This window comes from Maribacter orientalis (genome assembly GCF_900109345.1).
Lineage (GTDB): Bacteria > Bacteroidota > Bacteroidia > Flavobacteriales > Flavobacteriaceae > Maribacter > Maribacter orientalis.
On sequence record NZ_FNZN01000004.1, the window covers coordinates 11301 to 36641 of the forward strand.

Sequence of the window (25341 nt, forward strand, 5' to 3'; positions counted from 1 at the left end):
GTATAATTAATTGCTTTGGCAAGTGTTTATTTGGAAAATAAGTTTTTATGAAATATATCTAAATTGATGGATTTGGAACAATGGAACTTAAGAATAACAGTAGACTTATCCATAATGAAAGAATACTAATTGATTAAGATCAATTAGTATCAAAATCCGATTTAAAAAACGCATGGACGGCTTTTCGGTGCGTTTTCCCAATGGGAATATAGGCTTCTTCTATTTTTATTTGATGCCTTTCAATAGTGTTTACATGGGAAATAGAAACTATATACGACTTGTGTACCTGAATGAATTTTGTTTTTGAGATTACTTCAAAAACATCTTTCATACTTAAACGTGCAACCACTTTTTTGTCGCTTAGATAAAAGGTAATATAATGGCCATCTTTTTCCAAATAGCGAACATCATTTAGTACTAAACGATGTGTTTTTGTCCCGCTCTTAAGGTAGATGATTTCTTCATTTGCATTCGAAGTTTGAGTGGAGTCAATGACCTCAGGATTCATATTCATTAAAAGCCTTTGAGCCTTATTAACCGCAATAAGAAAACGCTCGAAAGTTACTGGCTTTAGTAAATAGTCTACCGCATTTTTTTCATAACTTTCTATTGCATATTCTGTGTAAGCCGTGGTAAAAATAACCAATGGTGGATGAATCAATACTTTTAATAATTCCATACCATTAAGTTCCGGCATATTGATATCTAGAAAAATAAGATCGACCTTATTATCTCTTATAAAGCCCAAGGCCTGTAATGGATTCCTAAAAGTACTTAAAAGGGATAAATTTGGAGTTCTATCAGCAAAATCTGATAACACTTCTATGGCCGCTGGCTCATCATCTATTATGACACAATTTACAATCATAAATTATCTATTCGTAGCCGTACTTCAAAGTACTTCTCATCATTATTAATGTTAAGTTCATAATTGTTTGCGTATACCAGTTGTAACCTTTTTTTAACATTGGTAATTCCAATTCCTGAGTATACATGATTATTTTCACTATGCTGAATTTTGTTTCGCACGTTAAAAACCAAGCTGCCCTTTATAATTTTAATTTCTATTCTAATAATGCTGTTTTGATGTATTTTAACACCATATTTAAAGGCATTTTCCACAAAAGGGATTAATATAAAAGGACTAATATTTGTATGCTCTATATCACCTTCTAGCTTTAAGTTTACAATTACTTCCTCATCGGCAAAACGTAATTGTTGCATTTCAATATAATCTTGGATATACTTAATTTCCTTAGCTATAGGAATGTATTTAGAGCTACTGTCATAGAGCATAAAACGGGTTAGACTGCAGAGTCTGGTTATGGCTTCAGAAGCTTCCGTGTCATTATTCCGTTTCGTAATCGCATATATGTTATTTAAATTGTTGAATAAAAAATGTGGATTTACCTGAGATTTTAAATATTTGAGCTCTACTTTCCATTTTTCTGCTAAAATAGTTTGCTGTCGGGTGCGTTCTTCCATAAGTTGTTTCCAATCTTTAACATATCGATATCCAAAGGATAATGCTAAAAATCCAAGGTTTCTTATTCCAATAGGAAATTCAAGACTTCGTCTCTTAGGGAGATTATTATAATCTACACCATATAAAAGTTCAACATTTTCTGGCAAATTATAAAAGGCTTGTAATGTTATTTTTGCAAGAAATTCGAGTCCTAGTAATCCGAAAAACAATAATATAATACTCAGGATGTATTTATTAACCTGTTTATTTTTTAGGTACTTAGGAATGGCATAATATATATTTAGAAAAAATAGCAGTCCACCAAATAATATTGAAAAAAAAAGTGCCCAATATATACTACCATCCTTAAGGTTAAAAGGATATATAAACACATAATCTTCGATACCCTGTAATCTGGGATAAATAAAAACACTGAACAATAAAACCATTAACAAGGCCTCAATAATTCCAACTTTTATATGTTTTGTTATGCCCATAGCTCACGAATATAAAAGTTTATAAAATTCAATAATAATTTTTGGCATGAAGGCTTCATGTTTGTCACAAACGGCTTCTATCGTTAGAATTTGGCGAAAAATTAGGGATTGATGGCTTTAATGTATAAAAAAGAGCCATTGGTGACTTTCATTTTGTAACGATTAAAAGTGCCTGTTATTTAGCTGAAAATTAAAATATTAAAAAATGGAAAAATCACTTTACACAAAGTTTCTATTGGTTGTAATTACTGTTTTATCTCTAAATTTCCAATCAATGGGTTATGCACAAAATTTAACCAAAATTGATAGTTTATTGCAGGAAAAATACTCAGGCAATACTCCTGGAGCAACTTTCTTGATTTCTAAAAATGGAAGTGTCATTTATAAAAAAGCATTTGGCCTTGCTAATCTAGAGTTGAATGTTCCAATGAAAACGAACAATGTATTCAAAATAGGTTCTATGACAAAACAATTTACTGCAATATCCATTTTAATGCTTATGGAAAAAGGTAAACTGAATTTGGATGACGAAATAACCAAGTTTATTCCTGATTATCCTACTAATGGAAATAAAATAACAATACATCACTTATTAACACATACTTCAGGGATTAAAGATTATACTAAAGTTAAAGGTCTAAATGCAATTTCGCAAAAAGATTTGACTCCTTTAGAGTTGATTGATTTTTCTAAAAACGAGCCTATCGATTTTGTTCCTGGGGAAAAATATGAATACAATAATTCAGGATATGTGATTTTAGGTTATATAATTGAAAAAATAACTGGACAGTCCTATGCTAATTTTGTTGAGGAACAAATTTTTAAAAAATTAAAGATGACAGCCTCACAGTTTGCAAGTCAGAGAGAGGTTATTCAAAATAGAGCTTCAGGGTACCAAAAGAATGATAACTATATTAACAGAATGGATTTTAGTCTTACTCTAGCTTATTCTGTAGGTGGTTTGATGTCTACAGTTGATGATATGTTTAAGTGGCAAGAAGCTATAAAAAACAACTTTTTAATTAGTAAAGAAACTACTAAAAAAGCATTTACGAATTATACATTGAATAATGGAGAGCATACAAACTATGGTTATGGATGGCATATTAAAACTATAAATAAAAATCAGACTTTTGAACACGGAGGTGCAGTTTGGGGCTTCAAGTCAATGGGTGTTTATTTCCCTGATTTAGATATTTATGTAATTGGGTTAACAAATTGCCTTTGTAACTCGCCAACCAAGCTTACAAGAGAAATAGCGGAATTGGCTGTGAAGCATTAAATTAAAAACGCTTTACAACAACGCATATAGCTTATGACGGGTGAACGGTTGATTGCAAGGTTTGCTCCATAGCTAGCTTTGGTTTCGGTGCACAGGAAAGCTCTTTGAAACCGCCACAAGCCATATGCAAAACGTTGTGTGTAATTTGAGAATTTTGGTTTTTATACCAATTTTTGGTATATTTAAGTCAAATAGTTTAAAATGAACAAAAACACATCAATATCACTCGGAAATTATTTTGACCAATTCGTTCAAAGTCGAATAAAAGAAGGTCGATTTAAAAATGTCAGCGAAGTTATACGCGCGGGATTGAGACTTTTAGAAGAAGAAGAAAGTAAAGTAATTGCATTGAGAAACGCAATCCAAGACGGAATCGATAGCGGAATTACTCACGATTTTGACCCTAAAAAACATCTTGAATCTCTAAAAGCAAAGAAGCACTCAAATGGCTGAATTTAAATTGACGAATAAAGCAATTGAGGATTTATCAAAGATTTGGGAGTATACTTTCGAGGTCTGGTCTGAAAATCAAGCTGATAAATATTACGAAATGCTAATTTCAGGCTGTCAAGAAATTGCAGACAATCCGCTTCTAGGAAAAAACTATGATGGAATTACTCCAAGTTTATTCGGAATCAAAACAAATCGACATATCATTTTCTACCGAACTTTAAATGAAAACTATGTTGAAATAACCAGAATATTGCACGAGAGAATGGATTTAAAAAAAGGGATAACTGAAAATCAAACTTAAGAAGTGTATAAACCATGGCTTATTCCTACCCATGTGGAAAATCCTGCGGATTTTCCTCTGGCAAGTATCTGTTTATTGGGTTCCGTAACGAATCCGCGCTACAGTCCATACACGTAACGTTGTGTGTAAGCTAAAAATGAAAACAGAAGACACTTTAATACCGCTAACTTTAATGGGAATATTAGTTCTCGGTTCATTTGTACCTATAATTCAAATTATCTTATTGAAAGGAAGTGCGATTTATCTTTATCCATTTGAAAATGTATTTGGGATTGAAGATTTCAAAATATTGAACTTTATGAATCTACTTGGTGGAATTGTGACAGTTTATGGATTTTACAAGGCGGATAAAACTGGATTTAAATTGCTTTGGGCGATTTTGACAGTATTCTTCTTTAATTCATTTCTGACCTTTATGTGGGACGACAAAGGAGGAGACCCCAATCCATATTTTTTAGGATTTATGATTTCTGGATTTTTGACGGTTTTACCATTGGTTGTGGTCGGATTTATAAAAGAAAAGCGAGTTGTATAATAAAAAGCCTACACACAACAAAACCTAAACGTAATGCGGACTTTCGGGCTAAATCAAAAGGTCTGTGTATATTTATAAAGTCGCTAAATCTTATGGATTTAGCTTTGGAAAAGAAAAAATAAAACTAAACAATAAGCTTTGGCTTCGTGCGCAGACGGAAACGAAAAGTTTCCTTACCTCCGCACTACGCTTAGCTAAACCGTTGTGCTTCATTATGACCAACCAATAACCAATGATAAAATTCTTTAGAAAAATACGTAAGAAATTGGCAGATGATAACAGACCATTAAAATATATGAGATATGCCATCGGAGAAATTATTCTTGTAGTTATAGGCATTTTAATTGCACTGCAAATCAATATCTGGAATCAGGAGCGTATTCAGTCAGCAGAACTGAATGGGCTGAAGAAAAGTATTTCCAGTGCTATTCAATCGGATATCAGATATTTAAAATTAATCCGAACGGGAAGAGAAAATATTGGCATTCGGGCAGATTCTATTTTCAACACCTATATTGATTCTCAAAAAGAAGTATTTGGTTTTAATGATTACGCTTTTATAGCCAATACCTTTGGTGAATTAAATAATATCATTTATTACCAACCCAACCTTAGTGCTTTCGATGCGTTAAAAAATTCAATTTATCTAAGTAAACTTCAAGGTACGGATATCGAATTGTTACTTAATTCGTTTTATGCTGCAGCCGAACGTTTACACCAACAGGAGGAAGATTATAATCAGACATTGAAAACTGATTTTCAAACATGGTCCTATAAATTCAGAAATGAAGTCGGTACACTTTTTAAGAGGCCCTGGGAATATATGGAATCAGGTGATATTAAAGAGCAGTTTTTAGATGTTTTAAACGATGACTATACGATAGCACTATTTGCTAAAAGCTTTGAAGAATTAGATATGGTTGATTTATACGATCAGCAAATTATTCTTGGAGAAAAATACATTGAAATGGTGGAAAAAGGAGAGGTGAATTTTGATGAACAGACCAAAATAGATTTTAGTGGTACTTTCTATTCCTATGCAGAAGTTGATGTCTTAAATCTTTTAGTCAATGGCAAAATACCGTCAGATTTTGGAGTAGTATACGCACAATCAAGTAGCAAGTTTTTTGATGGTATAACATTCGAGGATGACGCTATGATTTTGACCTATCCTGAAAATACGTTTGACTGGGGCTCCCCTTATTTTACTATTAACGCATTGAATAATCGCGTAACTGAAATGGATTTTACCAAATACAAAAAGGTAATCCTTGAAATGAAGGGGGCCATTGGTGGTGAGCAGTTCGCTTTAGCGATAAAAGATAAATATGATCTTCCTGATGGCACAGAATCAAGAGTTGATATTACATTAAGCAATAAGTGGGAAACCTATGAAATACCTGTGGAGAAATTTAAAACGGCAGATAAGAAAATCATAAAAACACCGCTTGCCTTCGTTTTTTTAGGCGGTGAAGGAAAAACTATTTATGTCAGATCAATTCAATTTAATTAAGAAAAAAGGAATTGAAAAAATAAATAAATAACGATAGGCTAGCAAAATGTAAATGTAATGCAGGTTTCAGTGGGTAATCCAACTGTAGTTCGTTATTGCAAAACCGCCAATTCGTCTTTGACGATTTGACGAAAAATTTGAAATAATGAATAAACGAATTGACTCCGTGCGGTTTTGAAAGTTCATCACTTTTAATCCCGCACTACAATTACATAAACCGTAAGACAATATTATAAATGAAACTACCTTTGAATTGTGAAGTCGATTATGTCGCAGACTTTTTGAGTGAAGAAGAGTCCAACGAACTTTATACTAGTTTAATTGAAAATTACAAATTAGACCAGTCGAGGATAATTATAAATGCTGGTGGAAAATTGATAAAAACTGATAGCTTCAAAATTTTATTCGCAAGTGAAAGACTTATTAATGAGAATAGTCATCCTGAAGAAATTCATGGAAAATCATTTTTATGGAGAGGGTCACTAAAAAAATTAAAAGAAAAAGTCCAAGACTTATTGAAAAAGGAATTTGAACTTGCCATGTGTCTTTATTATCCAGATGGAAATTATTTTGCTCCTTATCATAGTGATCAAGAAACATCAGGATTTAATACGATTTTGCCTTCCATTAGTTTAGGTGAAGTACGTGAATTTAGTTTTAAAGATAAAATCAGCAATGAACTATATAACTTAGATTTGGCAAATGGAAGTTTACTAGTAATGGGAGCTCACTGTCAATCAAGGTATACCCACAGTTTACTTCAAAATTCTAAATTTCAACAAGGAAGAATAAATATTACTTTCAGGGAACCTGAGTTTCAATAAATAAAAAGAGCCTAAAACCTTATAAAATTAATAGCTAATGCAGCCTATTTACGACAATCCTCTCGGATTCTCTTTTCGGATTGTATTTGCTAAATTAAGAGCGCTAAACAACGTAACGAACCATTTACAACCACGTATGCATTCATTTAAAAAACAAACAATAATGAAAAAAATACTTTTCATAGTATTATTTATTTCCAGTTCAATAATATCCGCTCAAAATGACGGCTGGCATATTAGCACAAATGAAAATTCAGATTATACAGGAATTGCTATTGCAAATGGTAGAATAGGAATGCTTAGCTCCCCAAAGCCTCTTCAAATACAACACGTTGTGCTTAACAACGTCTATGATGTTGACCCTAACTTAAAAGTTAGTCAGATTCTTCACGGTATGAATTTCGGTAATCTTGATATACACATTGATGGCGAAAAAATCACAGAAGATAATATCACCAATTGGCAGCAAACAATGGATATGAAAAATGCGGCATTGACAACTACTTTTGACTACAAAGACAAGGCGAAAATTTCATGTACCGTTTATGCCCTTCGTAATTTGCAGTATACCGGATATATCGATGTTAGTATTCAGGCTAGCAAAGAAATTGATGTGAAAGTTACAGGGAAAATACTAACGCCAAAAGAATACCAAACCCCTAAAAACACATTTCAAATATTAAAAGATGTTGAAACAACGATGCCTATTCTTCAATCCGTAGCGAAAAGTCCCTTTGAAAAACATCTTGTTAGTACATCTGCCACATTCATATGGCACAACATAAACTCTTCTAGAGAACATGAACGACCAGAATTAAATCACAACGTTATATCTGACTATGAAAACACCTTATCGTTTGATTACAATATCAAGAAAAATGAAAACTTAGAATTTGCATGGACTGGTGCGCAATGCACTACCAAAGATTTTTCTGACCCAAAATCAGAATCGGAAAGAATGGTAATCTTCAATTTATTGAATTCAAAAGTAGTACTATTAGCTCAACATAAAGCGCAATGGAATGAATTATGGGAGGGAGATATTATTATTGAAGGAGATTTACAATCGCAACAAGACGTTCGGTTGGCACTTTATCATTTGTATGCTTTTGGTCGTGGTGATTCTGATTTAAGTATTGCCCCTATGGGTCTCTCATTACAAACACCTTATAATGGACATATATTTTGGGATACCGAACTTTGGATGTTTCCACCCTTACTAATGTTTAATCAAAATATTGCACGTTCTTTAGTTAATTATCGTTCTGATAGATTAGAACCTGCAAAAAAGAGAGCATTAAATTATGGTTACCAAGGGGCTATGTTTCCTTGGGAGAGTGATGATACTGGCGAGGAAGCTACACCACCTTTTGCACTTACCGGTCCGTTTGAACATCATATAACAGCAGATATAGCAATTGCATTTTGGAACTATTATAGGGTTACTCAAAATAAGAAATGGTTAACCCAGAAGGGATATCCTCTAATGAAAGAAGTAGCCGATTTTTGGGTAAGTCGGGTTAATGCAAATAATGATGGCAGTTACTCTATTAATAATGTTGTTGGGGCCAATGAGTTTGCACCTAATGTTAATGACAATGCTTTTACAAATGGGGCGGCTATTACTGCTTTGGAATTTGCAATAAAAGCCGCTAAAGAAATTGGAGAAATACCAAACCCAACGTGGCAATTGGTTTCAGAAAAAATTAAAATCCTAAAACTTAAAGACGGTACTACTAAAGAACATGAAAATTATAATGGGGAAATCATTAAACAAGCAGATGTCAACTTACTTTCTTTTCCGCTCAATATAATTAATGATAAAGCGGCTATACTAAAAGACTTGAAATATTACGAGCCAAAATTATCAAAAGAAGGTCCTGCAATGGGGAAGTCAATTTTTTCTGTATTATATGCAAGACAAGGTGATGTAACCAATGCCTACCGTCTTTTTAAGGAAAGTTACGTACCTAATCAGCAAGCTCCTTTTGGTGCACTTTCTGAAGTCTCCACGTCTAACTTTTCATATTTTGCAACGGGTGCGGGTGGTATGTTACAAAGTGTTCTTTTTGGTTTTGGTGGTTTAGATATCACCGATGATGGAATTATTCAAAAAAATCCTATTCTCCCAAAAGAATGGAAATCACTGACCATAAAAGGTGTTGGTCCCAGTAAAAAAACCTATCGAATTGATAGATAAGTGAATAATGAAAGGGACTAAAACGATTTACCAACAATAGCTAAAATTAATACGGGCTTATGAGCTTTAAGCGAAGGTTTGCGTATTTTTATGAGCTCCGCATTCCCATTAGCTATCGGGATGGGATTTTGATGTGGGACAAAAAACCAAAAAAATCGCTTTGTGCGTGGTGGAAAGCAAACGCCAGTTTGCTCCTATACTTTTCATAGCTCAACCATTAGTAATTATTTACTCAAATTAATCAATCATGAAGAAATACTTAAAATTCTTAATAATAGTACTTTTTATTAGTTGTGACAACGACAAAAAAGACACGTCAAATTTAGTGGAGGTTAACCAAACAACTATTCATAATCATATTGAGCGTCTAGCATCCGATGATTTTTTAGGAAGAAAACCATTTACTGAAGGAGAAGTAAAGACCGTAAACTATCTAAAAGATGAGTTCGAAAAATTAGGGGTTTTACCAGGAAATGGTACTAGTTTTTTTCAAGATGTTCCAATGGTAGAAATTACAGGAACTCCATCAGAAAAAATGATTATTTCAGGAAAAAATGAAAGTTTTGATTTAGAATACTTAAAAGATTTTGTTGCAACAACAAATAAATCGGAACCTGATGTAAATCTTGATAACTCAGAGCTTGTATTTGCAGGTTATGGTATTGTTGCCCCTGAATATGGATGGAATGATTATAAAGGTATGGATTGGAAAGGAAAAACTGCTGTTGTTTTAATAAACGATCCTGGTTTTAAATCTGGTGATTCAACCGTATTTAAAGGAAATGAAATGACCTACTATGGACGTTGGACGTATAAATATGAAGAAGCTGCAAGACAAGGTGCAGATGGACTCATAATTATTCACGATACCGAGCCAGCATCTTATGGTTGGAATGTAATTGAATCTGGTTGGAGTGGCGCTAGGTTAATTATAGAAAGTGATTTACCCCTTTTAAATGTAGAGTCATGGATAAGTGGTGAAAGCGCAAAAAAAATGTTTGCTGTTTCAACGATGAAAGGTCAAGATTATAAAACCCTTTCTCGCAATAAAAATTTTAAGCCAATCCCATTAGGTCTGAACGTATCCGTTTCAATTCAAAACAAAATCAAAAAAGACGTTTCTAAAAACGTAGTTGCCCTTATACCTGGTACAGACAGAAAAGACGAATTTATTATATACTCAGGTCATTGGGACCATTTCGGAGTTGGAAAAGCTATAAATGGTGATTCAATCTACAACGGAGCAGTAGATAACGCATCTGGTACGGCAAGTTTATTAGCCATTGCCGAAGCATTCAAAAAATCTAAAGCTACCAAGCGTTCTATTGTTTTTATAGCTGTCACAGGGGAAGAACAAGGATTATTAGGTTCTGCCTATTATGCAGAAAACCCGATTTTTGATCCTAAGAAAACCGTCGCAAACATTAATATTGATGCGCTGGGGAGTCCAGGGAAAATGAAAGATTTAACAATTACAGGTTTTGGTCATTCTGAAATGGATGAATATGCCAAAGAAGCCGCCACTAAACAAAACAGGTACATTATTCCTGATCCAGAAGCCGAAAAAGGATATTTCTTTAGATCAGATCATTTTAATTTTGCGAAAATAGGAATCCCTGCCTTGTATGCAAGTGGTTCTCATGAAGGATTTGATTATAGTATGGAAGAAATAAAAAAATACAACGATAATTATCTTATTAATAAATACCATCAACCTTCAGATGAATACAATCCTGAAACGACAGATTTAAGTGGTGTTCAATTAGATTTACAACTATTTTTTAATGTAGGTGTTAAATTATCTAATGAAGAATATTTTCCGAAATGGTACAATGGAAGTGAATTTAAAGCGGCCAGAAAATAAAAACTAGTGCACTAAGTAGGTTTACTAAAATAGTATTACAAACAAAACCCGTCTGTAGTGAAAGGTACATTCAGGCGGGTACAAAGTTTTTACCCCTTATATTGCAATACTAAATTATAGTTATGAAATTAAACTTATTGTCTTGCGATGCTCAGAGACCAGATAGAAGGGCAATATCGCAATGTATTTCAGAGATTTCATTGAACGTTAATGAATCATTATCTAATGAGCTTACAGATATACTTTTAGAAGGTGACGCTGTTGTTATTGATGTAGAAGACAAAAACTCTGGCTCTGCTTTAAGAGCTCTGCGTAAACATAGTATCGACTACGAAATTTTAGAATAATTTAAAGTACCGTATTCTTTTCTTATGATACCAATACCAGTCTCCTTAAAAACAAAGTGATTGGGTGCAATTGAGAAAATAACGCAAACAAATTAGTTTAGTGTTATGGCTGCAACAGCCAAAATTCTATGTGAAATTTTCAGTTCATATTCCTTGAAAGAGACTAAACAATTTATACACTTTTTTTGGTAAAAGACTCCATGAATATGAATTACAATTTCATATTTATGGCGATAATAGTTCATAGACATTTACTACTTTTAAAACAGGAAATATGGTTACGATCTTTTATGAAAGAACATAATTACGAAGTAAGAACAGAATGGACAGGTAATGAAGGCAATGGTACGCGCGACTATAAATCTTACAACCGAAATCATAAAATTATTTCTAACGGAAAGTATGGAGAAATAAAAGGCTCATCTGACCCATCTTTTCTTGGAGATAGAACAAGATATAACCCCGAAGACCTATTTCTATCATCATTATCGGCTTGCCATATGTTGTGGTATTTACATTTATGCTCTGTGCATAAAATAATAGTTACTGAGTATGTTGACCATGCAACAGGTGTTATGGAAGAAACCGACAATGGAAGTGGTAAATTTACTAGAGTTACATTACATCCTAAAGTGGTTATCACAAATTTAAATAGGATAACAAAAGCAAACCAGTTACACGAAGAAGCGAATAAAATGTGCTTTATTGCAAATTCTTGCAACTTCAAAATTGAACATAAACCAAATACCTCGGTTGAATAAGTAGACGCAAGCTATATCTGTTATTGCTACATTATTTGGTTTTTATTTTTAAAATAAAACATACTTTCAAAAGTATTCAAATCCGAATAGAAGAACACACTGATCACTAACCGAAAAGTAGCATTCCCTAATTTTACATTGTTTCAAATATTTAATTGGCACAGTTTTGTATTGTAATTTTACTATTATGAAAAAACTACATTTAATTCTCGGTATATTCATGTTTGCACAATTCGGCAATGCACAACAAAGCGATTCATATGAATCGCTTTGGGAAAAGGTTGAAAAACTTGAGACCGAAGATTTATCTAAATCAGCATTAAAACTAATTGAAACCATATCAAAAAAAGCACGTATTGAAAAAAACGAGACTCAAATTATAAAGTCACTTCTCTATAAATCAAAATTCGCATTGATTTTAGAGGAAGATGCTGAATTAAATATCGTAAATGATTTTAAAGCAGAGATAGCTATTGCAGAAGGTTCAACGAAAAACATACTTCACAATTACTTGGCTAATATCTATTGGCAATACTTTCAGCAAAACAGATATACGTTTTATAATCGTACAACCACTGAAACAAAAGTAGACACCGTTGATTTCAGAACTTGGGACTTAAATACCCTTTTTCAAGAAATTGATACTCATTTTCAAGCATCCTTAGAACACCCAGAAGCACTACAGAAGTTACCCATTTCTAATTTTAATGTAATCTTAAATAAAGTAAAGGGATCTTCAGAATTTAGGCCTACGCTATTCGACCTTTTAGCGCATAATGCCCTAAGCTTTTATACTACTAGTGAGAATAGCATACAAAAGCCCGCAGATGCCTTTCAAATCGACAACGCAGAGGTATTGTGTGAGGCATATTCGTTCAGTTTTTTAAATACTTATTCTACTGATACCTATTCACTTCAATCAAAAGCCTTAAAGATTTTCCAGCAGTTAGTTTCTTTTCACTTTGGTAATGCAGATATACGACCATTGGTATCAGTAGATATTGAACGTTTACTTTTTATACATCAATTTGCAACGTTTGCTGACAAGGACAATTTATTAATTGAAGTGCTGCAAAACTCTGCTGAAAGCATTAAAAATAGTCCGCTTTCCGGTTTATATACGTTTGAAATAGCCTATCGATATCAACAAATGGGTGGCACATACAACCCACAAACCAATGAAGAACATCAATGGAAACTCAAAGAAGCCATTGCGCTGTGTGATAAGGTAATTGCAACATTTCCTAAAAGTAGAGCTGCAGAAAAGTGCCAAGCATTAAAATCACAAATTGAAACACCGTTTATTCAATTATTGACGGAGAAGCATATACCCAATAATACTATCGGAAGATTATTAGTTACTTATAAGAACTATGAGACTATTCAGTTAACAGCCTATAAAATTTCTCAAAAACAGTTAAAAGAGCTTAACGAATTATATCCCGAAGCGAAAAAATTAACCTTCCTTAAAAATCTTCCTGTCCAAACCACATGGAATTCTACACTTAAAACTGAAAACGATTTTCAAACACATAGTACCGAAATTTCTATGCCTGCACTGGCAAATGGTTATTATGCCATTGTAGTGCAGGCAAAAGACAAGAGCGATTCAATTTTCAGTTATGAAAGCATACAAGCAACTAATTTTGCACTAAGTGAAACCCAAACCGATACGCAGCAAATTTATCAAATAATTGATCGTAACAACGGTAAGCCAATTGCAAGCGCCAAAGTGATTTTCAACTATCGCAAGAATTACAATTCCCCTGCAAAGAGCGAAAGCTATACGACCGATTCAGATGGTAAATTTTCAATTAAAAAAAGTGAGGATAGTCGAAATAGCATTTACATTACCATTAAAAAAGATAAAGAGGTAGCCTATTTTGGTGATTTCTACATTAGTAGAAATTATTCTCAAAACACCGCTAGGGTAGATAACTCTTGCTTTCTTTTTACCGACCGTAGTATTTATAGACCAGGACAACCTGTATACTTTAAAGGTATTTCCGTACGAAAAGAAAATGGCAAATCGAGCATTATTAAGAACACTACAGTACACGTTAAACTTACTGATGTAAATGGTCAAGAAATAGGAACGCAAAAGTTAATTACTAATGAATTTGGCTCATTGTCTGGGGAATTTATTCTACCAATAGGTGGCCTTACTGGTTTCTTCTCTATTAATGTCTATTCAGATGAACTTAACCTGAACGGTAATAAAAGCTTTTCGGTCGAGGAATATAAGCGTCCGAAATTTGAAACTTCATTTGACCAAATTACGGAAACCTACAAAGTCAATGACCATATTAAAGTTTCTGGTAACGCGACAGCCTATGCAGGTAGTTCTATCTCAGATGCTAAAGTAGTGTACAGAGTTAAAAGAATAGTGAATTTCCCTAGGTGGTATTATTGGTATCGCCCCTATTTTAATGACACTCCGCAAGAAATAACATATGGCGAAACGACCACCGATGCATCAGGGAAATATGAAATTGAATTTAATGCGCTACCCGATACAAGTATAGAGAAAAGCGATCTACCAACATTCAATTATGAAGTAACGGCAGATGTAACCGATATTAATGGAGAAACACGCAGTACTACAACAAATATATATGTAGGGTATCATTCTCTAAATATAAATTTGATGATATCCTCTGTTCTTGACAAGAAAGTAAAAGATGCTAAGTTCAGTATTTCTAGCACTAATTTAAATGGCGCATCTGTAGCTGCAACTGGTGTTATTAAATTATACAAGTTACAAGCACCCGATAATGTTTTACGCCCAAGAACATGGCCTGCTCCAGATTATGCCGGGTTTACAAAACAAGAGTTTAAAAATTTGTATCCGCATGATGCTTACAAAGATGAGGATAACCCGTTGAATTGGGAGAAAGGTAAAATAGTTTGGAAAACTTCTTTTGACACCGGTAAAGCTTCAGAAATTCTTCTTGGGAAACTTAAAAATTGGGGTTCTGGTAAATATGTGATGGAACTAGAGTCTCAAGATAAGTTTGGCCAGGCAGTAAAAGATGTAGCCCTTATTACCTTAACAGGAGATGAAGACGAATTAGCAGACAATCAATTATTTCAGATTAAAACGGATAAGAACGAGTACTCAATTGGCGACAAAGCAAAGATTACATTTTTATCGAATGCAAAAGACCTCAACATTATGGTTAATATTGAAAAAAACCATGAAGTAGTTGATTCGATGCTGATTAACCTGCATAACAATTCAAAAACCATAACGGTACCCGTAACTGAAAAAGATTTAGGCGGATTTGCCATAAACTACAGTTATGTATTCTTTAACTCATTTCAAGCAAAAAGTCAACCTATTCAAGTACCCTACCCTAACAGTGATCTACAGATTGAAATCCTTACGTTTAGAGATAAATTAGCGCCAGGCACGGACGAAACTTGGTCATTTAATATAAAGGGGGCTAAAGGGGATAAAGTGTCGGCAGAGCTATTGGCAAGCATGTATGATGCTTCTTTAGACCAGTTCACTTATCATAATTGGAATTTCGATCCGCTGTATCGCCCAACCTATTATTCCTCGAATAGAACAAGTGCTACTAATAGTTTCTCAAAAAGTAATTTCAATACCTATCAAAGTTATGGCGGTTATAGCTTTTCGGAATTAGGATTTGACACGTTGGATTGGTTTGGATTTCATTTTGGCTCTTATGGAAGATTCTATGAAGCGAGATCAAGAAAATTCAAGTCTGCTGCTCCGTTGGTCTCTGGGATCATGGAAAGTTCTGTTTCTTTTGAGGAGCTTGACACCGTTGGTTATTCAGATTCTAAAATGGAAGATGAACTTCAAGGTAAGATATCAGGTATAGAAATCAGTTCAACACAAAAGCCAGAACCCAAAGAAGAAAAATCGGACTTTGATTCGGTTATGATTCGTAAAAACCTTCAAGAAACTGCATTTTTCTTTCCACACCTACTAACCGATAAAGATGGGAATGTAACCTTTAGTTTCACAACACCAGAAGCGTTAACTAGATGGAATTTGCAGCTTCTAGCACATACTAAAAACTTAGAGAGCACTACTAAAAATCTGAGTACGGTAACCCAAAAAGAATTGATGGTGATACCAAATGCTCCTCGTTATTTACGCGAAGGAGATGAAATTATTATCAGTACAAAGATTGCCAATTTAACCGAAAAAGCTCTTTCTGGCCAAGCCAAACTAGAATTAATTGATGCGCATACGGGTTTGGATATTTTGCCCCGATTGATTGAAACTCCCACAGGAGAACGGTCACATCCTATTGATGAAAGATCTTTTGAATTAGATTCTATGGGAAATACACAAGTTTCGTGGCAATTAAAAATACCCGAAGGGCTACAAACGGTTCAATATAAAATTATTGCTAAAGCAGGAGACTTTGGTGATGGAGAACAAAATATATTACCTGTATTAACAAACAGAACCTTAGTGACCGAGTCGATGCCAATGTGGGTTCGCAGGAACCAGACAAAGACATTTAATTTAGATAAATTGAAGAATGTGTCCTCCGCTACGCTCAAACACCACAAACTGACTTTGGAAATCACTTCCAATCCGGCATGGTATGCCGTACAGGCACTACCCTATTTGATGGAGTTTCCATACGAATGCAACGAACAAACATTCTCAAAATATTACGCGAATACCTTGGCAAGCCATATAGCCACTAGTAATCCTAGAATTAAGCAAGTGTTCGAACAATGGGCTAATTCAGATGCCTTACTAAGTAATCTTGAAAAAAATGAGGAATTAAAATCTCTATTAATTCAAGAAACACCATGGTTACGTGATGCCCAATCGGAGAGCGAGCAAAAGAAACGAATTGGGTTATTGTTCAACATGAACAAAATGCAGAGTGAGCAAAAACTTGCATTAAACAAATTAATACAAAATCAAAAAGTAAATGGTGCTTGGCCTTGGTTTAATGGCGGGCCAGATAATAGGTACATTACCCAACATATAATTACCGGCTTAGGCCATTTGAATCACTTAAATGTTACTTCTTCTATCACTAGCAATCAATCTGAGATGATTGACAAGGCTATAGCCTATTTAGATAGCGAGTTCGTGAAGGAGTATGAGGAAATGAAGAAGCGCACCACGAGCATTAATGACGACCATTTAAGTGCAACGCAGATTCATTATTTATATATGCGGAGCTTTTTCAAGGAAATTAAAACCTCTAAAAAAGTTGATGAAGTAATCGCATACTACCTAAATCAAGCGCGAAAGTATTGGACAAATAGAGGTTTGTATGCTCAAGGAATGTTGGCATTGACCTTATATAGAATAGACGATATGGGAACCGCCTCCAAAATCTTACGTTCCCTTGAAGAAAATAGTATTACCAACGAAGAACTAGGTATGTATTGGAAGAAAAATACGAGTTCTTGGTTTTGGCACCAAGCTCCTATTGAAACCCAAGCATTGTTGATAGAGGCATTTTCTGAAATTCGCCCAACGGATATAGAGACCATTGACAATCTTAAAATATGGTTGTTAAAAAACAAGCAGACGAATCAATGGAGTACCACCAAGGCAACTACCGAAGCTGTATATGCACTATTATTACAAGGAAATGATTGGTTATCGGTAACGGATGCTGTAGATGTTCTGGTAGGAGGTCAAGCAATAAACCCTTCTACATTAGAAGATGTAAAAATAGAAGCTGGTACAGGCTATTTTAAAACATCATGGAACGGTAGCGAAATACAACCTAAAATGGGTGAAGTTCAAATTAGCAAAAAAGGTGATGGAATTGCTTGGGGTGCTTTATACTGGCAATATTTCGAAGATTTAGACAAAATTACATCTGCTGAGACTCCGTTGCAATTAAAGAAAAAATTATTCTTGAAAAAGAATACAGCAAAAGGTGAAGTGATTTCAGAAGTAAAAGAGAATTCTTATTTAAAAGTCGGAGACCTTGTTCGAGTTCGTATCGAATTAAAGTCTGACCGAGATATGGAATTCATTCATATGAAAGATATGCGTGCGGCAGCTTTTGAACCTGTAAATGTGATATCCAGATATAAATGGCAAGATGGTTTAGGGTACTATGAAAGCACTAAAGATGCTAGTACAAACTTCTTTTTCGACTATTTACCTAAAGGTGTTTATGTATTTGAATACGATGTTCGAGTAAACAACGCTGGTAATTTCAGTAATGGTATTACTACCATACAAAGTATGTATGCACCAGAATTCAGCAGTCACAGTAAAGGGGTTCATGTTGCCGTGCAAGTTCAATAGAACATAGTTAAGTAATCTGTTGATGAATTATCATCAACTTACAGATTGCCATGTATCTTCCAAAGACGAATTAATAATCTTCTTATACCTCATTGAAAAAAAACATAAAAAAAGGCGCTACTATGTAGCGCCTTTCTAATACTATATACTAAGATCTACCAAATACTCACTCTCTTTTCAGGAGCAAGGTACATGGCATCACCTTCTTTAATACCAAAAGCATCGTAAAACTCTTGAATATTTAAAAGTGGTTGAGTTGCTCTAACCATTCCTGGAGAATGTGGATCCGTCTTAATTTGTGTTCTTAAGGCTTCATCTCTACTCTTAGTTCTCCAAACTGTTGCCCAAGACATAAAAAAGCGTTGCTCAGGAGTAAAACCATCAATATCTTCAGGACGGCCATTCTCTGCATAGTATCTTTGAAGCCCGTCATAAGCACCTAATAATCCACCTAAATCACCAATATTCTCACCTAAGGTGAATTTACCATTTACATTAACGCCTTCTAATACCGAAACGCTATCATACTGTACTGCCAAAGCATCGGCTCTTTCAGTAAAGGCTTTCAAATCTTCATCTGTCCACCAGTTTTTTAAATTACCATCAGCATCGAAACGAGAACCACTATCATCGAATGCATGTGAAATTTCATGTCCGATAACGGCACCAATTCCGCCATAATTTACTGCCTCATCTGCCGTGTAATTATAAAATGGAGGTTGTAGAATCGCAGCTGGAAAAACAATCTCGTTGTTCAATGGATTAAAATATGCATTTACAGTTTGTGGAGACATTCCCCATTCCGTTTTATCCACAGGCTCCCCTATTTCAGCAAAGTTTTTTAATTCGCCCCATTTATCAACAGCTGTCATATTCTCGAAATACGATTTATCCTTCGATACATTCATAGTAGAATAATCTTCCCATTTATCTGGATAGGCAATCTTCACGGTAAATTTGTCTAACTTCTCAATTGCTTTTGTTTTGGTCGAATCGCTCATCCAATCCAAAACAGAAATACGCTCTTTGAAGGCCTCTATGACATTGGCAATCATTAATTCCGCTTTTGCCTTTGCCTCTGGTGGAAATTTAGCATCAACATACAACTGACCTAAAGCTTCACCAACAGTATTATTCACAGTTGCTAAGGCACGCTCATCTGCAGCACGTTGTTCTTTTGCACCACTTAAATATTTGCTGTAAAATTCCCAATCAGCTGTTTCTATATCGGTAGTAAGTCTTCCCGCTGCACTATTAAAAGTATCCCATCTCACCAAACTCTTTATATCTTCTATTGGTGTTTCCTTTAAAAATTTATCTAATGCTTCGGTATACCTTAACTGAGTTACTAAAAGCGTGTCGAATTTTTTAGTAATACCTAAATCAGAAATAAGTTTATTTAAATCTATTGTCGTTAACATCTTGTCTGCATCGGCGATAGATCTCGGGTTATTATAATTTCTGGCATCCCTACTTTCAACCTTATCCAATCTTGGTTCAGCAAGTTTAGTTTCCATAGCAAGAATTTTGTCGGCAGCTTTTGTAGCGTCTGCTTCCGTATCCCCTAACCTTTGCAGCATTTTTGAGATGTGCTTTTTATACTCCTCACGAATTTCGATAGATTTTTCATCTTGCTCTAAGTAGAAATCACGGTCTGGGAGTCCTAATCCATTAGCACCTAAATAAACAGCGTTCATACTACTATTATTTAAATCGGCCCCAGCTCCGATACTTAAAAACGGGGAAGAAACAGCGGCATTGGTAGCTAGAACAGTTTGTAAATCCTTTAAATTCTTCACTGAAGCGATAGCTTCCAATGCAGGTTGTAGAGGAGTAATACCAGCTTCATTTCTTGCTGCTGAATCTAATTTCGTGTCAAAAATCGCCAATGCTTTTGCCTGATCCGTATCTGCTGCATAGTTTCCACTTTCCTTTGCAGTAGCCAATATTTTTAAAACATCATCATCTGTAGATTTACGAAGTACACTAAACCCACCCCAACTTGTTCTATCATCTGGAATTTCAGTAAACTTCATCCAGTTTCCATTTACGTAGTTATAGAAATCTGATTTAGGATTTTGTGTAGTATCCATATTAGCTATAACGATACCAGGTATTTTGTCTACCTCAGCGGTAGTTTTGGCTTCTTCTTTGCAAGAGGATAATGCTACCAAACCAGCAGCTAACAAATAAATTTTTTTCATAGTTGTGTTAATTAACGTATTGATATATGACGTTTAATTTAAGATTTGTTACAAAAATAAAATTAATAACCATATCACCATTTAGCCTAATAAAATATTGGGCTTTAATGACCTAAAATTAATGAAAGTTTGTTGATCGTTATAAACCTAACCCCTATTAGTATGGTTTACTCATTGAAACTGCCAACACCCTCATTACCTATTTGTATTGCTAGAGCCTCACTATACTTTAGAAGTATACATATAAAACCACTGAATTATGAAAAGCACATTAACAATTATCGTAAAAGACCCATGCACAGAAAAATTCACTAATTTTAGTAAAACCGACCACGAAGGATTCTGTAAAAGTTGCCAAAAAGAAGTCTTTGATTTCACTAAATTTTCAGATAAGGAACTCGTTAGTCATCTAAATTCAACAAGAAACAAAACTTGCGGTAAGTTTAAAGCATCGCAACTTACAACCTATGAAACCAATTCTTTATACACTATGAACAATTCAATACTTTCAAAAGGAATAGGAATGATGACCTTATCGTTCTTGGCGTTATATACTTCGCCAATTAACGGGCAAGAAACAGCACGTATTGAAACTGGCATCGAGGTAGTTTCAACAGAAACACTGAGTAAAATTGACATTATTGAAACTGAACAAGAACAATTTTTAGTGAAGGGCACGGTGCTCGATGAAGCCAATGAACCGCTACCGGGAGTTAATGTTGTACTTAAGGGTACAACTGTAGGTATTCAAACAGATATTGATGGAAAGTATGAGTTTCCGCAAGAACTAGAGGTAAATGATGTTTTGGTGTTCAGTTATATTGGTTATGAAACCAAAACACATAAAGTTGCCACCAGCAAATCCTTTACCGTAGTCGTTAATATTATGTTTGACACTTATGATGTTGAACTAATGGGTGAAGTTGTAATCGAAGGGGCTTATAGTAGCAAAAGAAATATATTTCAAAAGTTCATTTCCATCTTCAAATAATGAGAATAGCATTTGTATTCTGGTTAGTATCATTTCATTTCTCTTTCGCTCAGCGTTCAGATTTTAATGGCATTAGTTTCAAAAAAGCTGATAGTGTTGCAGAGGTTTATAAAGGAGAAGGTTTAAGAAATTTGCCTGTACTCACTTATAATTTAACAGCACCATTAGATACCGATGTTGAAAAATTTAGGGCAATCTACACCTGGATAAGCTCAAATATCGAGAATGATTATTCTTCGTATTTAAAAATCAGCAATAAAAGAAAGAGGCTTGTCAATGATAGGCAAGCCTTTTTAGATTGGAACAATAGCATGACACCCCAAGTCTTCGACAGGTTACTTACCGAACGAAAAACGGCATGTACAGGGTATGCATATTTGGTTAAAGAAATGGCTAATCTTGCTGGCTTCAAGTGCGAAATTATTGATGGCTATGGACGCACACCAACATTGATATTAAAAGAGGATAGCGCACCAAATCATTCGTGGAATAGAATTGAAATAAACAATACATGGTATGTCTGTGATGCTACTTGGTCTGCCGGGCAAACTATTCTCGAGGATGGAAACCCGAAATTTGAATCAGATTATTTCGATGGGTATTTTTTTGCGGAACCCGAATTGTTCGCGAAAAATCATTTTTCAATAAATAAAGAGGAAATACGGTTAAAGGACACGGAAAGTTTTACAGGGTTTATTGAAGGACCGGTTATTTATAAGGAAGCTTTTTTAGCTCCCATAATTCCCTTAAGCCCTGAAAAGATGAAAGTCTATATTAAAAAGGGCGATGTAGTTACATTCAAGTTAGATGCTCCAAATAATATCAATGACAATAACTTTCAATTACTAATAAATACTGGAGGCCGACAAAAAACAATTCAGCCTAACATCTTACGAAACCTAAACAAAATCAGTTTGCTTTATCGTTTTGAAAAAACAGGTTTACACGATGTGCATATTTTGATTGATGATGACCTCATTGCCACGTATGTAGTAAAAGTGAAAAACGCTCGATACTAAGCGTGATTAAATAAACCTATTTCGGAGGATATTTACTAAATATCTTATCGACTACTGCTTGTAGTTTCTTTGACTTTTCTGCGGGTGTATCTCCTTCACGAAAAGGACTTTCACTAATCGCTTGCCAAATTAACATGTCTTTATTCGAGTCGACAAAATCTATCTGCAATTCTCGTGTTAATTTTGGTCCACCAACGGGGATACCAATAGAAACTCCTCCGCCTATGTTACCACCGCCTCCACCAAGTCCAACACCAACATTGTTGCCTTGCTGAGACTTAAATACAGAACTCTTAATATTGATAAAAACATCGGGTTCTTCTGCAAACATGAATCCTTTTTCACCTAAAGTAGCATCTAAGGCATCCATTAATCTTTTCTCATCTAATTGACTTAGACCCGTTTCTATGTCTGGGAAATAATTATAAGTAGTATACGAAGTGAAATCGGTCTGGTTATCATAGTCATAATTAACTCGAGCAACTCCGCATGAAGTAAAAACCAGTAATAAAACACTAAATAAGAAGATTCTCATAAAATTGTCTTTCCTTAAAATTAAAGAAAAATAAAGCTTAATTCGAGTTTTTAAGCAGGTATTCGATTAAGAGTTAAGCATTGCCCAGAGCTTATCCTTTAATTCAACAATTCCCATTTGCGCAACCGATGATATAAACATAAACGGAGTGCCCTTTAAATCTTTGTTCAATTCCTCTCTCATTTCATCCATGAGTTCGTCATCTAGCATATCACTTTTAGATATACATATTAAACGGTCTTTATCAAGCAATTCAGGGTTGTAACGTCTTAACTCATCTAACAAAATCTCGTATTCCTTACTTATATCTTTACTATCTGCAGGTATTAAAAAAAGTAAGTTTGAATTACGCTCAATATGTCTTAAGAAATAATGTCCTAAGCCTTTACCTTCTGCTGCTCCTTCAATTATACCAGGAATATCGGCCATTACGAAACTCTTAAAATCGCGGTATTCTACAATACCTAAGTTCGGTTTTAAGGTAGTAAACTCGTAATCGGCAATTTTTGGTTTCGCTGAAGTTATTACCGATAATAAGGTTGATTTACCGGCATTGGGAAAACCTACCAAACCAACATCGGCCAGTACTTTTAATTCTAGTAAAAACTCACCCTCTAGCCCATCAACTCCAGGTTGTGCATATCTAGGAGTTTGATTTGTAGATGTTCTGAAATGCCAGTTACCGCGACCACCCATTCCACCTTTCAACAGAATTTTTTCTTCACCATGCTCGGTAATTTCAAAAAGCACGTCTTTGGTCTCAAAATCTTTAATAATAGTACCTAAAGGCACATCTAAATACACATCTTCACCGTCAGCACCTGAACTTCGGCTTTTACTGCCATGCTCACCATGACCGGCCTTAAAATGCTTTTTGTATTTGAAGTTGACCAGTGTCCAAAGGTTTTCATTTCCTCGAACAATGATATGACCGCCACGACCACCATCGCCACCATCAGGACCACCTTTGGTAATAAATTTTTCACGGTGCAAATGCACAGATCCCTTGCCTCCTTTACCAGAAGTCAAACCCACTTTTACGTAGTCTACAAAATTACCTTCTGTCATTGATATTTTTTCAGTTCAAAAATCTTTAGCCAATTGATTTGACGAAAGAGATTCTATATTATTTTAAGCCTTCGATTACTTTCGTTAGGCGTTCGGTAATTTCTGTAATAGAACCAATACCGTTTACACTATGAAATTTACCTTGTGCTTCGTAAAATTCTTTTACGGGCGTAGTTTTTTGATTGTACTCGTCAAAACGATTTCTAATTTTAGCAACATCTTGATCATCAATACGACCACTTATTTTACCACGTTCTAAAAGACGTTCTATTAAAATTTCGTCATTCGCTTCTAAAGCAATAGTAGCATTAATTCCCATATCCTTTGATTCTAAGAAATTATCCAATGCTTCAGCTTGCGCTGCCGTTCTTGGGAATCCATCAAAGATAAATCCATCAGCTTCAGGATTTTTTTCCACTTCCTCCATCAACATTTTTATGGTAACCTCATCAGGTACCAAATCACCTTTATCCATATATGATTTAGCCAAAGTTCCTAATGCTGTTCCATTTTTTATATTATACCGAAACACATCTCCCGTAGAAATATGTTTGAGGTTATATTTTTCCTTTAGGAATTCTGCCTGTGTGCCCTTGCCGGCTCCTGGTTTACCAAAGAGTACAAGATTGATCATATGTTTCTGGTTTAGTTGGTATATTTCTCTTAAATTTCTTCCTTGCTCTTTATAATCAAGACCATAACCCACGATAAAATTATCTGGTATGGCCAGTCCGAAATAATCAATGGCGTATTCACCTTTGTATACATCTGGTTTATAAAAAAGACTGGCTATTTTGAATTCCTTGACATTCGTTTTTGAAAATAAATGCACCAATTTTTGCAAAGTACGCCCTGTATCAATAATATCTTCTAGGATAATAATACTGCGACCCTCAATATTTTCTGGAACATCTAATAAGGTTTCTACAATTCCTGTAGATGTTAAACCTTGATAAGAACTCAACCTTACAAACGAAACTTCACATGGATGTTGATAGGCTTTCATTAAATCTGATACAAACATGAAAGACCCATTTAAAACACCAACAAAAATTGGCGTCTCATCTTTGTAATCCGCAGCAATTTTATCAGCGACGCTTTTAACGGCCTGTTGAATTTCTAATTCGCTTAAATAGCGTTTAAAAAACTTGTCGTGAATTTGTATCAATTTTGTTAGATTATCAAGGTCTGCAAAGATAAGGTATTGC

Annotated in this window: 19 protein-coding genes; 13 read left to right on the forward strand and 6 right to left on the reverse strand. The window is 34.5% G+C overall.

Annotated features, from left to right (window positions below; translation table 11 throughout):
- Positions 1–139: 139 nt before the first annotated feature.
- Together BMY56_RS09755 and BMY56_RS09760 are read right to left on the reverse strand one after the other, a co-directional pair.
- Complete coding sequence (locus BMY56_RS09755; RefSeq protein WP_091623328.1) at positions 140–868, reverse strand: LytR/AlgR family response regulator transcription factor; 729 nt, start codon at positions 866–868, stop codon at positions 140–142.
- Positions 865–1962 carry a sensor histidine kinase gene (locus tag BMY56_RS09760; protein WP_091623330.1) on the reverse strand — a complete coding sequence of 366 codons (1098 nt, stop codon included), beginning with the start codon at positions 1960–1962 and terminating at the stop codon, positions 865–867. The genes BMY56_RS09755 and BMY56_RS09760 overlap by 4 nt, the downstream gene beginning before the upstream one ends.
- Positions 1963–2167: 205 nt before the next feature.
- Here BMY56_RS09760 and BMY56_RS09765 point away from each other — a divergent pair, with 205 nt between their 5' ends.
- The 11 genes from BMY56_RS09765 to BMY56_RS09815 all read left to right on the forward strand — a co-directional run bounded on the left by BMY56_RS09765 (position 2168) and on the right by BMY56_RS09815 (position 18316).
- On the forward strand, positions 2168–3244 hold the full coding sequence (locus tag BMY56_RS09765; RefSeq protein WP_091623333.1) for a serine hydrolase domain-containing protein: 1077 nt from the start codon (positions 2168–2170) through the stop codon (positions 3242–3244).
- A gap of 201 nt (positions 3245–3445) precedes the next feature.
- Complete coding sequence (locus BMY56_RS09770) at positions 3446–3697, forward strand: type II toxin-antitoxin system ParD family antitoxin (protein ID WP_091623335.1); 252 nt, start codon at positions 3446–3448, stop codon at positions 3695–3697.
- Positions 3690–3998: a type II toxin-antitoxin system RelE/ParE family toxin gene (locus tag BMY56_RS09775; protein ID WP_091623338.1), complete on the forward strand. Its 309-nt coding sequence runs from the start codon at positions 3690–3692 to the stop codon at positions 3996–3998. Before BMY56_RS09770 ends, BMY56_RS09775 begins: the two co-directional genes overlap by 8 nt.
- Positions 3999–4134: 136 nt before the next feature.
- Entirely contained in the window at positions 4135–4533 is a 399-nt protein-coding gene (locus BMY56_RS09780; RefSeq protein WP_143057807.1) for a hypothetical protein, read from the forward strand.
- Between the two features lie 232 nt (positions 4534–4765).
- Positions 4766–6046 carry a hypothetical protein gene (locus tag BMY56_RS09785; protein WP_091623343.1) on the forward strand — a complete coding sequence of 427 codons (1281 nt, stop codon included), beginning with the start codon at positions 4766–4768 and terminating at the stop codon, positions 6044–6046.
- A gap of 236 nt (positions 6047–6282) precedes the next feature.
- A complete protein-coding gene (locus BMY56_RS09790; protein WP_091623346.1) occupies positions 6283–6870 on the forward strand; it encodes an alpha-ketoglutarate-dependent dioxygenase AlkB in 588 nt (195 codons plus the stop codon).
- Between the two features lie 163 nt (positions 6871–7033).
- On the forward strand, positions 7034–9070 hold the full coding sequence (locus BMY56_RS09795; RefSeq protein WP_091623349.1) for a kojibiose hydrolase: 2037 nt from the start codon (positions 7034–7036) through the stop codon (positions 9068–9070).
- Between the two features lie 247 nt (positions 9071–9317).
- Positions 9318–10934 (forward strand): M28 family metallopeptidase, encoded by a 1617-nt coding sequence (locus tag BMY56_RS09800; protein ID WP_177170952.1) that lies wholly within the window; start codon positions 9318–9320, stop codon positions 10932–10934.
- A gap of 122 nt (positions 10935–11056) precedes the next feature.
- Positions 11057–11281, forward strand: coding sequence for a hypothetical protein (locus BMY56_RS09805; RefSeq protein WP_091623354.1), 225 nt, complete (start codon positions 11057–11059; stop codon positions 11279–11281).
- Between the two features lie 290 nt (positions 11282–11571).
- Positions 11572–12042, forward strand: coding sequence for an OsmC family protein (locus tag BMY56_RS09810; RefSeq protein WP_091624441.1), 471 nt, complete (start codon positions 11572–11574; stop codon positions 12040–12042).
- 187 nt (positions 12043–12229) lie between these two features.
- On the forward strand, positions 12230–18316 hold the full coding sequence (locus tag BMY56_RS09815) for an alpha-2-macroglobulin family protein (RefSeq protein WP_091623357.1): 6087 nt from the start codon (positions 12230–12232) through the stop codon (positions 18314–18316).
- Positions 18317–18471: 155 nt separating this feature from the next.
- Here BMY56_RS09815 and BMY56_RS09820 read toward each other — a convergent pair whose 3' ends face one another.
- Complete coding sequence (locus tag BMY56_RS09820; RefSeq protein ID WP_091623361.1) at positions 18472–20520, reverse strand: M13 family metallopeptidase; 2049 nt, start codon at positions 20518–20520, stop codon at positions 18472–18474.
- Positions 20521–20779: 259 nt separating this feature from the next.
- On the opposite strand from BMY56_RS09820, the gene BMY56_RS09825 reads away from it, so the two are divergent.
- Positions 20780–21511 (forward strand): carboxypeptidase-like regulatory domain-containing protein, encoded by a 732-nt coding sequence (locus tag BMY56_RS09825; RefSeq protein ID WP_091623365.1) that lies wholly within the window; start codon positions 20780–20782, stop codon positions 21509–21511.
- Positions 21511–22530 carry a transglutaminase domain-containing protein gene (locus BMY56_RS09830; protein WP_091623368.1) on the forward strand — a complete coding sequence of 340 codons (1020 nt, stop codon included), beginning with the start codon at positions 21511–21513 and terminating at the stop codon, positions 22528–22530. The genes BMY56_RS09825 and BMY56_RS09830 overlap by 1 nt, the downstream gene beginning before the upstream one ends.
- 16 nt (positions 22531–22546) lie before the next feature.
- Here BMY56_RS09830 and BMY56_RS09835 read toward each other — a convergent pair whose 3' ends face one another.
- From BMY56_RS09835 to BMY56_RS09845, 3 genes are all read right to left on the reverse strand, one after another.
- Positions 22547–23065 (reverse strand): DUF4136 domain-containing protein, encoded by a 519-nt coding sequence (locus tag BMY56_RS09835; protein ID WP_091623371.1) that lies wholly within the window; start codon positions 23063–23065, stop codon positions 22547–22549.
- A gap of 66 nt (positions 23066–23131) precedes the next feature.
- Positions 23132–24133, reverse strand: coding sequence for a GTPase ObgE (gene obgE, locus BMY56_RS09840; RefSeq protein WP_091623374.1), 1002 nt, complete (start codon positions 24131–24133; stop codon positions 23132–23134).
- 58 nt (positions 24134–24191) lie between these two features.
- Positions 24192–25301, reverse strand: a complete 1110-nt coding sequence (locus BMY56_RS09845; RefSeq protein ID WP_091623378.1) for an adenylate kinase — start codon at positions 25299–25301, stop codon at positions 24192–24194.
- Positions 25302–25341 lie beyond the last annotated feature (40 nt).

Coding starts and splice junctions, on each gene's coding strand:
- BMY56_RS09755 (WP_091623328.1), bottom strand. CDS start 868: ATGATTGTAAATTGTGTCATAATAGATGATGAGCCAGCGGCCATAGAA.
- BMY56_RS09760 (WP_091623330.1), bottom strand. CDS start 1,962: ATGGGCATAACAAAACATATAAAAGTTGGAATTATTGAGGCCTTGTTA.
- BMY56_RS09765 (WP_091623333.1), top strand. CDS start 2,168: ATGGAAAAATCACTTTACACAAAGTTTCTATTGGTTGTAATTACTGTT.
- BMY56_RS09770 (WP_091623335.1), top strand. CDS start 3,446: ATGAACAAAAACACATCAATATCACTCGGAAATTATTTTGACCAATTC.
- BMY56_RS09775 (WP_091623338.1), top strand. CDS start 3,690: ATGGCTGAATTTAAATTGACGAATAAAGCAATTGAGGATTTATCAAAG.
- BMY56_RS09780 (WP_143057807.1), top strand. CDS start 4,135: ATGAAAACAGAAGACACTTTAATACCGCTAACTTTAATGGGAATATTA.
- BMY56_RS09785 (WP_091623343.1), top strand. CDS start 4,766: ATGATAAAATTCTTTAGAAAAATACGTAAGAAATTGGCAGATGATAAC.
- BMY56_RS09790 (WP_091623346.1), top strand. CDS start 6,283: ATGAAACTACCTTTGAATTGTGAAGTCGATTATGTCGCAGACTTTTTG.
- BMY56_RS09795 (WP_091623349.1), top strand. CDS start 7,034: ATGAAAAAAATACTTTTCATAGTATTATTTATTTCCAGTTCAATAATA.
- BMY56_RS09800 (WP_177170952.1), top strand. CDS start 9,318: ATGAAGAAATACTTAAAATTCTTAATAATAGTACTTTTTATTAGTTGT.
- BMY56_RS09805 (WP_091623354.1), top strand. CDS start 11,057: ATGAAATTAAACTTATTGTCTTGCGATGCTCAGAGACCAGATAGAAGG.
- BMY56_RS09810 (WP_091624441.1), top strand. CDS start 11,572: ATGAAAGAACATAATTACGAAGTAAGAACAGAATGGACAGGTAATGAA.
- BMY56_RS09815 (WP_091623357.1), top strand. CDS start 12,230: ATGAAAAAACTACATTTAATTCTCGGTATATTCATGTTTGCACAATTC.
- BMY56_RS09820 (WP_091623361.1), bottom strand. CDS start 20,520: ATGAAAAAAATTTATTTGTTAGCTGCTGGTTTGGTAGCATTATCCTCT.
- BMY56_RS09825 (WP_091623365.1), top strand. CDS start 20,780: ATGAAAAGCACATTAACAATTATCGTAAAAGACCCATGCACAGAAAAA.
- BMY56_RS09830 (WP_091623368.1), top strand. CDS start 21,511: ATGAGAATAGCATTTGTATTCTGGTTAGTATCATTTCATTTCTCTTTC.
- BMY56_RS09835 (WP_091623371.1), bottom strand. CDS start 23,065: ATGAGAATCTTCTTATTTAGTGTTTTATTACTGGTTTTTACTTCATGC.
- obgE (WP_091623374.1), bottom strand. CDS start 24,133: ATGACAGAAGGTAATTTTGTAGACTACGTAAAAGTGGGTTTGACTTCT.